Origin of the sequence: Pseudoalteromonas rubra (assembly GCF_000238295.3) — a bacterium.
GTDB lineage: Bacteria > Pseudomonadota > Gammaproteobacteria > Enterobacterales > Alteromonadaceae > Pseudoalteromonas > Pseudoalteromonas rubra.
The window spans coordinates 22,593-35,038 of the sequence record NZ_AHCD03000043.1 but is presented as its reverse complement, the minus strand read 5'-3'; the positions used below and the strand labels follow the sequence as shown (position 1 = coordinate 35,038).

12 protein-coding genes are annotated in these 12,446 nt (G+C 50.1%); 6 read left to right on the top strand and 6 right to left on the bottom strand.

Annotated elements, in window-relative coordinates; all coding sequences use genetic code 11:
• Positions 1-4: 4 nt before the first annotated feature.
• The 3 genes from pspC to pspA all read right to left on the bottom strand — a co-directional run bounded on the left by pspC (position 5) and on the right by pspA (position 1,386).
• Entirely contained in the window at positions 5-421 is a 417-nt protein-coding gene (pspC, locus tag PRUB_RS19740) for an envelope stress response membrane protein PspC (RefSeq protein WP_010386733.1), read from the bottom strand.
• On the bottom strand, positions 418-651 hold the full coding sequence (gene pspB, locus PRUB_RS19735) for an envelope stress response membrane protein PspB (protein WP_010386732.1): 234 nt from the start codon (positions 649-651) through the stop codon (positions 418-420). Before pspB ends, pspC begins: the two co-directional genes overlap by 4 nt.
• Before the next feature lie 75 nt (positions 652-726).
• Positions 727-1,386, bottom strand: coding sequence for a phage shock protein PspA (gene pspA / locus PRUB_RS19730; protein WP_010386731.1), 660 nt, complete (start codon positions 1,384-1,386; stop codon positions 727-729).
• Between the two features lie 181 nt (positions 1,387-1,567).
• Here pspA and pspF point away from each other — a divergent pair, with 181 nt between their 5' ends.
• The 6 genes from pspF (at position 1,568) to PRUB_RS19700 (ending at position 7,972) form a co-directional block, all read left to right on the top strand.
• Positions 1,568-2,632, top strand: a complete 1,065-nt coding sequence (gene pspF / locus PRUB_RS19725; RefSeq protein ID WP_010386730.1) for a phage shock protein operon transcriptional activator — start codon at positions 1,568-1,570, stop codon at positions 2,630-2,632.
• Positions 2,633-2,721: 89 nt separating this feature from the next.
• Positions 2,722-4,302 (top strand): ABC transporter substrate-binding protein, encoded by a 1,581-nt coding sequence (locus tag PRUB_RS19720; protein ID WP_242065286.1) that lies wholly within the window; start codon positions 2,722-2,724, stop codon positions 4,300-4,302.
• Positions 4,303-4,304: 2 nt separating this feature from the next.
• A complete protein-coding gene (locus tag PRUB_RS19715) occupies positions 4,305-5,339 on the top strand; it encodes an ABC transporter permease (RefSeq protein WP_010386728.1) in 1,035 nt (344 codons plus the stop codon).
• Complete coding sequence (locus PRUB_RS19710; protein WP_010386727.1) at positions 5,326-6,219, top strand: ABC transporter permease subunit; 894 nt, start codon at positions 5,326-5,328, stop codon at positions 6,217-6,219. The genes PRUB_RS19715 and PRUB_RS19710 overlap by 14 nt, the downstream gene beginning before the upstream one ends.
• Positions 6,219-7,226, top strand: coding sequence for a peptide ABC transporter ATP-binding protein (locus tag PRUB_RS19705; RefSeq protein ID WP_010386726.1), 1,008 nt, complete (start codon positions 6,219-6,221; stop codon positions 7,224-7,226). Before PRUB_RS19710 ends, PRUB_RS19705 begins: the two co-directional genes overlap by 1 nt.
• Complete coding sequence (locus tag PRUB_RS19700) at positions 7,211-7,972, top strand: ATP-binding cassette domain-containing protein (RefSeq protein WP_010386724.1); 762 nt, start codon at positions 7,211-7,213, stop codon at positions 7,970-7,972. Before PRUB_RS19705 ends, PRUB_RS19700 begins: the two co-directional genes overlap by 16 nt.
• A gap of 63 nt (positions 7,973-8,035) precedes the next feature.
• Here PRUB_RS19700 and PRUB_RS19695 read toward each other — a convergent pair whose 3' ends face one another.
• Genes PRUB_RS19695 through PRUB_RS19685 form a run of 3 tightly spaced genes read right to left on the bottom strand, consistent with a single transcriptional unit; the run spans position 8,036 to position 12,432 of the window.
• Positions 8,036-10,444 (bottom strand): ABC transporter permease, encoded by a 2,409-nt coding sequence (locus PRUB_RS19695; RefSeq protein ID WP_010386723.1) that lies wholly within the window; start codon positions 10,442-10,444, stop codon positions 8,036-8,038.
• An 11-nt stretch (positions 10,445-10,455) separates the two neighbouring features.
• Entirely contained in the window at positions 10,456-11,163 is a 708-nt protein-coding gene (locus PRUB_RS19690; protein ID WP_010386722.1) for an ABC transporter ATP-binding protein, read from the bottom strand.
• A 9-nt stretch (positions 11,164-11,172) separates the two neighbouring features.
• Entirely contained in the window at positions 11,173-12,432 is a 1,260-nt protein-coding gene (locus tag PRUB_RS19685) for an efflux RND transporter periplasmic adaptor subunit (RefSeq protein WP_010386721.1), read from the bottom strand.
• Positions 12,433-12,446 lie beyond the last annotated feature (14 nt).

Here is a 12,446-nt window from a genome sequence, read left to right as displayed (position 1 = left end):
TTGATCAGAGTTTGTTGATCTCGCGTTTTACCGTGTACTCACTCGAGGTGACATATGTTTCCATGTGCTGGATACGGCCATCCAGGCGTGTTAAGCGTTCTTTCAGGTCAAACAGGGCCTGACGCGGCGGCTCACCCTTTTGCCAGACTTTAAACTTGACCGAAACAGGATCTTCATCTTTGCTCGAGTAGTTGCTATCTGTGCCCGGCGTCGGTGGTGTTTCTGCTTTCTTGTCCAGAATAAACCAGCAAGCAATATAAACTACGATAAACAGTGGGCCACCTGATAACAACACAGCGGTTACAAACAGGATCCGAACCAGCCAAAGTTCCATGTCAAAGTAATCACTGAGTCCGGCACATACGCCCGCTAACTTGCCCCTTTTCGGGTCGCGGTATAATTCTCGTCTACGTTTACTCATACTTTGCGTCTCCATTCTGGTGACTCTTGGTCAAGCAGGGCCTCCAACGTTTCAACGCGCTGCGCCATTTTCTCTGCTTTGTGTGCCAACTCTACCAGCTGGCGGTGCTCGTGTTCGCTTAGCCCCTGACTCACCTGCTTTTTGCTGCGATAGTGCAGGATCAACCATAGCGGCGCCACAACAATCATAAAAATAATGATCGGGGCGACTAAAATCTCTGCATCAAACATATTCCTCTCCTGTCTAACCTGGGCACGTTGTTATTTTCATTATTGCACCTACCTTAACAGCAGGTGCAGTCAAATTCACTTATCGGCTAACTTTTTCTTCAACGCCTCAAGTTCATCGTCTACTTTTTCATTTTTTTGCAGATCGGCAATCTCATCAGCCAGCGATTTTTTGCCTAAATCGTATGATTCGACCTGAGACTCCAGTCCGTCAATTTTGCTCTCGTAACGTTCGAAACGATTCAGTGCATCCTCCACTTTGCTGCTATCCAGCGCCTTTTTCACATCCAAACGTGATTCGGCAGAGCGCTGACGCAGGACAATGGCTTTTTGACGCGCTTTTGCATCGGCCAGCTTTTCCTGCAAGGTCGTTACTTCCTGTTGCAGCTTCTCAATGTGTGACTCAACATGTGACAATTCCTGAGACACGCTATCTGCTGCATCAGTGGCTTTTTGCTTTTCTAGCAGCGCCGCACGTGCCAGATCCTCGCGGTCTTTAGTCAGTGCCAATTCTGCCTTTTGCTGCCAGTCATCGGCCTGCGTACGCAGCTGTTCAACACGACGTTCCAGCTCTTTCTTCTCTGCCAGCGTCTTTGCCGACGTCGAGCGTACTTCAACTAAGGTGTCTTCCATTTCCTGAATGATCAAACGGACCATTTTTTCTGGATCTTCCGCTTTATCCAGAATCGCATTGATATTAGAATTAACAATATCAGCAAAACGTGAAAAGATTCCCATAATCTATTACCTCTTTGGTTAGTAATTTAGTTTGCTGGTTAGATGTATCAATTAGCTTGCCAACTTTTCAATAAAATTAATTTATTAAAATCAACAAGTTATAATTACAGAAAAATACTTTCGCTTCACCATTTTTTAAAATACACTAGATGTTAGTCAAAAATACTAAGAGTTAGGCAATATGAGCCAGTTTCGCCAACAGGATAATTTACTCGGCCAGTCGGATAGCTTTTTAGCTGTATTAGACCAGGTGTCGCAACTGGCACCTCTGGAAAAGCCAGTGCTGATCATCGGAGAACGTGGTACCGGTAAAGAGCTGATCGCAGCCCGTTTGCATTACCTGTCAGAGCGGTGGGACCAGAACTATGTCAAACTCAACTGTGCCGCACTGAATGAAAACTTGCTGGAAAGTGAGCTGTTTGGTCATGAAAGTGGCGCATTTACCGGGGCGAGTAAACGCCACGAAGGTCGCTTTGAGCGCGCCAACAGTGGTACGCTGTTCCTCGATGAACTTGCTAATACATCCGCCATGGTGCAGGAAAAACTGCTGCGGGTAATTGAATATGGCGAGTTTGAACGGGTGGGCGGTAAACAAACGGTCAAAGTGGATACCCGCCTTGTTTGCGCGACCAACGAAGACCTGCCAACCCTTGCCGATAATGGTGAGTTTCGCCACGATTTGCTGGATCGCTTAGCATTTGACGTCATCACCTTACCACCGCTGCGCGAACGTAAAGAAGATATCCTGCTGCTGGCCGAACATTTCGCCATTAATATGGCCCGAGATCTGGGCTGGTCGTTGTTCAGTGGCTTTACCCGCAGCGCTACAGAGTTGCTGCTCGATTACCCCTGGCCGGGCAATATTCGTGAACTTAAGAATGTGGTAGAGCGAAGTTTATATCGCCATGGCAGCGAACAGCTGGCCGTTCACCAGATTGTATTCGACCCGTTCGCCAGCCCTTATCGACCCACACAGAGAATTAAAAAGGCCGCAGAAACACCCGCTCCGGCAGCGATTGCTCCTGTCGTCATGCCAGAAGCAACGCAAACTAAGCCCACACCGGCCGCTTTTCCTTGCGATCTAAAAACGCTGTCTAATGAATTTGAAATCGACCTGCTGCGTAGTGCTCTAGAGCACAGCCAGTTTAACCAGAAAAAAACCGCTCAGAACCTCGGGCTAACCTATCACCAATTACGAGGCTACCTGAAAAAATACAACCTACTGGACTCGCAACAAGAGGCTTAGCCGTGGCTAACAGAGCAACTGATAAAACATCAACCCGGGTGCCCCACTCAGCGCATCCAGGCCTACGCTGGCTGCTGTCCATCGGCGCTTTGCTCAGCGTCCTGATAAGTGGCTGTGGTGACAGAACCGCACAAGCCCAGCGTAAGATCCAGGGCATCGTCTATTGCGCCGAAGCCAACCCGGTCTCGTTTAATCCACAGGTGACGACCACAGGCTCAACCATAGATATCATAGCCAACCAGCTTTACAACACCTTGATCAGTATAGATCCCCTTACGGCTGAATTTCGTCCGGAACTGGCAACGGCGTGGGAGATCAGTGAAGATGGGAAACAAATCACCTTTACACTACGCAAAGACGTTACCTTTCATAGCACAGACTACTTCACGCCAACGCGCACCATGAACGCGGATGATGTGGTGTTTTCGTTCAATCGCCTGTTCGACGTCTACAATCCTTTTCACTTTGTCGGTGATGCCAATTACCCGTATTTTCAGAGTGTCGGCATGGACCAGTTGATCCGCCGGATAGTCAAAGTAGACGATTACACGGTACGATTTGAGCTATTTAGCAGTGAAAGTAGTTTTTTATCTAATATTGCCACTGACTTTGCTGTGATCTTGTCACAGGAATACGCCATGCAGTTGGTAGAGCAGGAAAACAAACAGGATTTCGATATGCTGCCGGTAGGCACAGGCCCCTATAAATACAAAGGCTTCCTGCGTGATAACCTGATCCGTTATCACAAGCATCCTGGTTACTGGAAACATGACCTGGCCATGGATCAGCTGGTCTATGACATCACCACCAATAACACCAGCCGTATTGCCAAAATGCTGACCAAAGAATGCGATATAACCGCTCACCCGAGCGCCACGCAGCTGGAAACTCTGGCGGCACGCAGCGATATTCGGGTCGATAAGGCCGTTAATCTAAATGTAGGCTACTGGGCGTTTAACACTGAAAAACCGCCGTTTGATAATGTCCTGGTGCGTAAAGCACTGGCACACAGTATCGACTTTCAAAAAATCATGAAAGCGGTGTTTTACGGGAACGGGATCCAGGCCCGTTCCATATTGCCACCTTCTTCCTGGGCATTTCAGACTCAGGCAATGCCCAGCTATGACCCCGAGCGGGCTCGGGAATTTTTGATACAAGCAGGTTACCCTGACGGCTTTGAGATGGACTTGTGGGCCATGCCAGTATCCCGTATTTATAATCCTAATGCCCGTAAAATGGCCGAGTTGATCCAAAGCGATCTGCGCGAAATTGGCATCCGGGCCACCATCGTTGAGTACGAATGGAATACCTTCCTGGAGCGAGTTGGCAAACATGAACATGACAGCGTTCTGCTTGGCTGGGCTGCGGATACACCCGACCCGGACAATTTTTTCAGCCCTTTGTTGAGCTGCACGGCCACATTTAGCGGTAAAAACCCCGCAAACTGGTGTCATCCTGAGTTTGATTTATTACTGACTCAGGCACTCGACACCACAGATCTGCAACAGCGTAAACAGTTTTATCAGCAGGCCCAGCAAATGCTGATTGCTGAACTACCAGTGGTGCCAATCGCCCATGGCATGCGCTTTCAGGCCAGTAATACCAGCGTCATGGGCATAGAATTGCGTCCCTTTGGCGGGATCTCTTTGGCGAACGCGAGGAAAAACTAATTATGTTTGCTGACTTTCTGTTTCGCCGCCTCAGCCTGCTGTTGTTTATGTTGTTTGCGCTCACGGCATTTACCTTTGCACTGAATTATTTATTTCCCGGGGATCTGCTTACCAACTTCAGTGGTGAACTGAACGCCAATTACAGCCAGACACAAATTCTGGAGCAAAAGTACCATATCGATGACAACCTGCTGATCCAGTATCAGGCCTTCCTGGTGCGCCTATTTCAGGGCGACTGGGGATTGTCACTGTCTTCCGGCCAGGCCGTATTCGGCCACGTGAAGCAGCTGTTTCCCGCGACCATTGAGCTGTGTGTTTATGCGCTCATCGTTGCGCTGTGCCTGGGTATCCCAGCCGGTGTGATTTGCAGTGCCTATCATAATAAGTGGCCAGACAAAGTGATCAGCTCGCTGACCTTATTGGGCTTTTCTATTCCGGTATTCTGGCTGGCGCTGTTATTGATCATGATTTTTTGCCTCAGCTTTGGCTGGTTTCCCATGTCTGGCCGCATTGGCCTGCTATATGAGATCCCACCCGTCACCAACTTTATCCTGCTGGATATCTGGCTACATGACTTCCCGTATGGCGGCCAGGCTTTTGCTGATGCACTGCACCATCTGACGTTGCCCACCGTGGTGCTGGCCATGTATCCCACCACAGTGTTAGTGCGCTTTACCCGCGATTCAATGTTAACTGTGTTGGAACAAAACTACATCAAAACAGCACGCGCTAAAGGTCTCAACCGTCGCCAGTTAATCCTCGACCACGCACTGCGCAATGCGCTGTTGCCGGTGATTAAACAGATAGGTCTGCAATTTAGTACGCTCATCACGCTCGCGATGGTGACGGAAGTGATCTTTTCCTGGCCGGGGATAGGCCGCTGGATGATCGAAAGTATCTATCAACGTGATTATCCGGCCATTCAGGGCGGCCTGCTTGCGGTCTCCTTTTTTGTCATTTTCGCCAACATGCTGGCTGATGTGATCCACACACTCCTTGACCCGCTAGCCAGGAACCAGGCCCATGGCAAAGTTTAATCTCTTTACAGAAGAGTCAAACCGCTCTCCGTTATCGCGGCTGTGGCGAAAATTTAAAGCCAACCACCCGGCTCTGGTCGGTTTGTGGTTATTTATTGCGCTTACCTTGCTCGCGGTGCTGGCCCCCTTGCTGGCCCCCTATGGCATTGACCAGCAACATGCCGATGCCCTGTTACTGCCACCTTCCTGGCACGATGAGGGCAATGTGAATTTCATTCTGGGCACCGATGATTTAGGCCGCGATGTCTTATCCCGACTCATGCGCGGAGCCACCTATACCTTTGGCTTGTCGATTGTCGCAGCATTGTTAACCACCCTGATGGGTGTGGTACTGGGCACCCTGGCTGGATGCAGCCAGGGCTTTAAATCCAGTTTGCTGAATCACCTATTGGATATCACCTTGGCGATCCCGTCATTGTTACTGGCCATCATCATTATTGCGATTCTGGGCCCCGGCTTATTCAATACCGTGTGGGCCATTATTTTCGCGCTGCTTCCGCAATATATTCACTCAATCCGCAACCTGGTGGTTGAAGAACTGAACAAAGACTATATCAGTGCGTTCCGACTGGATGGTGCCACTCGCTGGCAACTGATCATACGGGGCGTACTGCCTAACATTTATGAACACATTGTGGTGATATTCACGCTGGCCTTGTCCACCGCAATTCTGGACATCGCGGCACTGGGCTTCTTGAAACTCGGGGCGCAGCCCCCCACCACTGAATGGGGCGCCATGCTGGCAGAAAACCTGGGACTGATTTACCTTGCCCCCTGGACTGTCGGCTTACCCGGAGCACTGTTGTTTTTATCGGTGCTTGCGACTAACCTTGTCGGTGATGGGTTACGTGACGCTTTGCAGGCGAGAAAGGCGGATTAATGCAATTACTTGATATCAAAAACCTCACCATCGAATTACCCACAGACAACGGCGTGATCCGCGCCGTTGATCGGGTCAGTTTAAGTCTCAAAGAAGGTGAAGTACACGCCCTGGTTGGTGAATCCGGTTCAGGTAAAAGTCTAATAGCCAAAGCCATTGTCGGGGTATTAAACCATCGCTGGCGCATTACCGCTGACCGGATGCACTGGCAAGGTGTGGACCTGATGCGTCTGAGCCCGGAAAAGCGCCGTAAACTGGTGAGTCGGGATATTGCGATGATCTACCAGGAGCCGAGTCGAAGCCTGGATCCCACCGCCAAAATATTTGACCAGGTCGCTGAATCGCTGCCTGATAATTGTTTTAAGGGTGGTTTTTTTAGTCGCCGTAATGAGCGCAAAGAAAAGGTGAAGGCACTGCTGCACAAAGTGGGGATCCGGGATCACCGACGGGTGTCGAGCAGCTATCCTCATGAGCTGTCGGAAGGCGTCTGCCAGAAGGTAATGATAGCGATGGCCATTGCCAGAAGCCCTAAACTGCTGATTGCAGATGAGCCAACCACCGCACTCGAAACCACCACCCGGGCACAGGTTTTCCGCTTATTGAAAAGTCTCAACCAGCTTAAAAATATGTCAATCTTGATGATCACCCATGAGCTGGAAGAAATCGCCGACTGGTCCCATGCCATGCATGTACTTTATTGTGGCCAGATGGTCGAAGCGGGACCCACGACAAAAGTATTTTGTCACCCCTACCACCCTTATACACAGGCGCTGGTAAAATCTCTGCCAGATTACGCGCATGGGATTGGTCACAAGGCGTCTTTCTTTGCACTCAAAGGCACCATTCCTCCCTTACAGCACTTGCCAATTGGGTGCCGACTGGGCCCAAGATGCCCACAAGCACAGCGTGAGTGTGTGGTTACACCGGCTCAGGTGAAATCGCACGGGCATGCCTATGCCTGCCACTTTCCCTTGCTGCAGGAGAAGAAAAAATGCAACCCGTGCTGAAGGTACAATCACTGAATAAAACCTTTAACACCCGGGCAGGCCTGTTTCGACGCAAGCGGGTTAAAGTGCTGAAGGATGTTTCTTTTGCCGTTGCACCGGGCGAAACGCTGGCGGTGATTGGCGAAACCGGCTCAGGGAAAAGTACCTTAGCCCGCGTGCTGGCCGGGGCTGAACACGCCGATTCCGGGCAGATCCTGCTAAATGGTGAAATGATTGAAGACAATGGCCACCAGAACCATGACTGTCGTCATATCCGGCTTATCTTTCAGGACCCCACTCGCTCGCTCAACCCGGGCCTGACCATAGGTGATATGCTGGATGATTGTCTGCGCTTAAATACGCAACTTACCCAGCGCCAGCGCGACAAGAAAATCAATGCGACTTTATCTCGCGTGGGTTTGCTCTCTGAGCATTATGACTATTACCCTCATATGTTCAGTGGTGGTCAGTTACAACGGGTTGCGCTGGCACGTGCGCTGATCCTCGATCCCAAAGTTGTGGTACTGGACGAAGCACTGTCCTCTCTCGATCCATCAGTTCGGGCACAGACGGTCAACTTACTCCTGGCACTGCAACGCGATTCCGGGTTGAGTTATATTCTGATCACCCATCATCTCAGCCTGGTGCGTCACATGAGTGATAAGTTGCTGGTGTTAAGCCGGGGAAAAAGCGTGGAATACGGGCAAAGCGAAGCGATTTTTCGCGCGCCACAGTCTAAAGTAATGCAAAAACTGCTCGCAGTTTAACTGGTTAAAATATTATGCAGGTGGGCCAGACACCTCATTCCTCTGCCTGGCCCGCCCGGTTACTTACTCAGCTCTGAGTGCTGCAACCGGCTCGTCTTGAACGGCACGGCGCGTTGGCACATAACCCGACAACAACAACATGCTGGTCAGCAAAGTGCTGGTGATCAAGGCTATCGCGATATAGGTGCTCAGACCAATCTTAGAGCCTATCATAGACGCAAATACCATACAGCTCAGTACATACACGACCAGACCGACGCCCAGACCAATCAGCAAGGGACCCATATTACGTTTCAGGAATAAAATGGTGATTGCCGTATCTTTGGCACCCAATGCACGGCGAATGCCTATCTCGTGGCTACGCATACTCACCGATGCCGCAGACACGCCATATACGCCCATCAATGCCAGGAACAAAGAGAACACACCGGAGTAAATCACCCCGTTGGACATAATCCCCAGCATATCAGCATAAAGGTTGGCATTTTTCTCCAGGTCAACAATAAACGAGAAGTATGCCTGATAATCACTGCGACCAAGCCAGGTGTAAAAGTCTTGCTGTGCAGACTGCATGCCAGCCTGCTGCTCAAAGATCAGTTGCACCCACTCGTAAGGCGATTGCAGATAAGACACATACAGTTCATCGTATTCAGCCAAAGGTGCATACATGCCCTGAGTATTACCACTGCGATCACTGACTATGCCCACCACAGTATGGGTGACATATTTATCGGACAACTCAATATCCAGTTGCTTGCCCAGTGCCGACTGGCCATTAAAGTGGCGCTTGGCAAATGATTCGCTGACGAGCACAACACGCAGGTTTTCACTATTATCACGGGCATCGATACCGCGTCCGGCAACCAGGGTTTGATCAAAAAACGCCAGCTTACCGAGTGTGCCCATTACATCGACGCGCACGCGCGATTCAGCATCCATACGGACATTTTTCAGTCCCATGTTTTGCATCATGTCAGCCTTTGAGACACTGCTTAATTTCGACAGGTCCTGCACCGCAGTTTCGACAAAATTGACCTTTTGTTCCGGGCTTTCAAACTCAGCCCCCACCAGATTGAAATAAGCAGAATAACGCCCCTCGGTTTTTTCTGCCGTCACCATATCTGTGATATTGAAGATAACCGAACTGCCCAGGCTGCCTGACAACATTAAGACCGCAATAATCGCGACCTGAATGGTCACAATGATCCGAGATAAACGACCTGCGCCTCTGCCCAGCGACCCACGGGTGCCGTCACGCAAAACCGTATTAATGTCCATCTTGGCGGCTTTCACTGCCGGTAAAACACTGGCAAAGAAAAAGGTAAACAGAATAAATAATACCGCCATTGTTAAGGTCTGCCAGTCAAGATGCCAGTTCCACCAAAACGGCATGCCACTGCCCAGACTCGCCTGCAGGGTGCCATTGATCACTGACAATAGGACAGCCGTCAGTACAATGGCCAGCGCCCCACCCAGCAAAGTGATCAGTCCACCTTCACACACTAGCTGACGTACCAGACGCTTGGTTTTAGCACCCAGGGCCCCCCGGATAGCGGTTTCTTTTTGACGTTCAATAGAACGGGAAAACAGCAGGTTACCTGTGTTGATACAGGCCATAAACAGGATCGCCAGCGCGAAACTTTGCAGCCCGACAAAAATAAATGCCCCCATGCCTTCAATGTTTTGCTGTTGCAGACTCATGTGCGTGACAGTCGGTGCGATAAACTGCACTCTGTCACTTTGTGATAAACGTCTTTCGCGCACGGCGGTCAGGGCGCTGGCCAGCTCGGAGTTGGCCTGCGCCTCAGAGACACTGGCATGCAATCGACCCAGCACACTCACCTGCTTGTCCTTTAAGTCAAACTGAGCGAATTGCTTGGTATCCAGCGGCAACCACAGATCAGAAGTCACAGGGAACTTGTAACCCTCAGGCATAACCGCAACCACTTCGTAGCTCTTGCCGCCAAGTCGGACATGCTCGCCCAGCACAGACTCGCGGCCTGCAAATAAGGTTTGCCACACGTGATAGCTCAGCGCAACGACCGGAGCCTGTCCTGCCGCACCATCATTATTATTAAAGGCTCTGCCCAGCAGCGGTTCAGTGCGGGTGAAGGAGAAAAAGTTTGGCATCACCTTCTCGCCCAGCAGGCTCACGCCCTGGCCCTGGTTCTCCATGCGCACTTCTTCACGATAGTGCAAAGTATATTCATCATACACGGCGCTGAATTGCGACTGACCCAGTTGCGTGACATCTTCAAACGTCAGCACCCGGGTACTGCCGGTCAGATGCGGCGTAACAATGCTGCTGGCATCTTTACCTTGTAACGGCTTAAATGAAATGGTGTATACCATGTTGAAAGTCAGCAAACTGATCGTCAAACCTGCGGTCAGTATAAAAGTCACCAGCATGGTGAACTTCGGCGCTTTCGCTAACAGCCTGAGGGCGTAGCGAATATCAATTAAGAAACCCATAACTCGTTACCTCAGGCGCTTTTTGCCAGCTCAGGCAGCGGTTTATCACTGACCAGCTTGCCATCAAAAATATCAATTCTGCGACTGGCGCAGGCTGATGAACGAGGATCGTGCGTCACCATACAGATGGTCCGCCCTTGCTGGTGCAGATCATCAAACAGCTGCAATACGATGTCGGCATTTTTTGAATCCAGGTTACCGGTTGGTTCATCCGCCAGGATCAATTTGGGGTCGTTGACCAGTGCTCTGGCTATCGCAATACGCTGTTGCTGACCGCCGGACAGGGCAGACGGAAAGTGCTTCACCCGATGCAACATGTCAACCTGCTCCAGCACTGACAAGGCTTTTTCTTTGGCCTCTTTGGCGCTGTATTTATCCTGGTAAGTCAGCGGTAAAATAACGTTTTCTTCTATTGTCAGATCACTGATCAGGTTAAAGGACTGAAATACAAAACCGATGTGGTTACAGCGCACCGTGGCGCGCTGATCTCGGCTCAGATTTGATACATCATTGCCCGATAAAAAGTACTGGCCACCAGAAGGCGTATCCAGCATGCCCAAAATGGACAACAGGGTTGACTTACCGCACCCCGAAGGCCCATTAATAGAGACGTATTCTCCTCCTTTCACCGAAAAGCTGATGTCTGACAGGGCCATCGTCTTCATCTCGTCGAACTGAAAATACTTACTGATATTCTTAAGTTCTAATATATTGCTCATTGTGCTGTCCTAATTATGTAAAAATATTTTTTCGTTATTAGCAAAATTGTCGGTGGCGGAAATAATCACGGTATCGCCGTTATTCAGCCCCTCTGTAATCTCAATAAAATTCACCGAACTTTGCCCAAACCTGACCTGTACGGCCTGTGCAATATTGCCTTTGCTATCGACTCTGAAAATCTTGGCACTTTGGTACTCCTCAGCAAACGCAGGTTTCGCAACGAACAAAGTGTTGGGCTTGTCGGTGATGTTGATCACCCCTTCAATTGACAATTCCGGACGGGCTTCACTGGGTAGTGCATCGATCAAATCCACTTCTACCGCAACCAGGCCCTTTTCAACCTGAGGACTGACCCGAGACACAACGCCCTGGATCTGTGATTTACGGGTATCTATGGTGACCCCTAAACCCGGTGTCACATCCTTAATTTGCAGTTCCTGCACGTCTATTTCTGCGATCAGGCTACGTGGATTGGCAATTTTGCCCACACTGCCACCTTCTGCTACATCCTGACCTAACTCCAGATCCATGCTTTGCAATACACCATCCATTGCCGCACGGACATACAGGTTGTCGAGTTGCTCTTGTGCCCGGGCCAGCTCCTGTTGCAGGGTCTGCTGCTGTGCTTTATGGGCCAGCTTTTGTGCCTCAATATTGAGCTTCAGCTTTTCCAGACGTTGCTTTTGTAACTCATGGTCCAGCTTGCTGCTTTGCACGGTAAACTCAGTGCGCTTAAACTTAATTTGCGACACGCTGCTGTTGCCCATCTCGCGCAGTTTACGCTGAGCGTTAAGTTCCAGCTCATTACCCTGATGGGTCATTTTTGCGCGCTTTACCGCGGCTTCCGCATCCAGCAAGTCAGACTCAAACTGAGCATACTGAGCGGTATTTTCAGCAATCGTTTTTTCCAATTTGGCTTGTGCATTGGCCAGAACCAACGACAGCTTGGGGTTATTGAGTTTGACTATGGGCTGCCCTTTTTCAACCACCGCTCCCGCTTTAACAAAGACCTTTTCTACACGCCCGGCCACTTCAGACGCCACCCAAATGACTTCTTTGGGTTTCAATACGCCCATGCCTCTCACGCTGACCTGAAACTGCCCGTTTTGTACTTTGGCAGTGCGCACATCTGTGCTATCAACCAGGGCGGTTGCCTGTCCAAAGTAGCTCTTCAGCCACCAGGCACCGGAAATAATCACCACTGCGGCTAGCGCAATTTTGACGTACCGCCAGTTAAATTTCTTTTGCTCTTCAATGGTAATGTCCATCTATGTTCTCCACT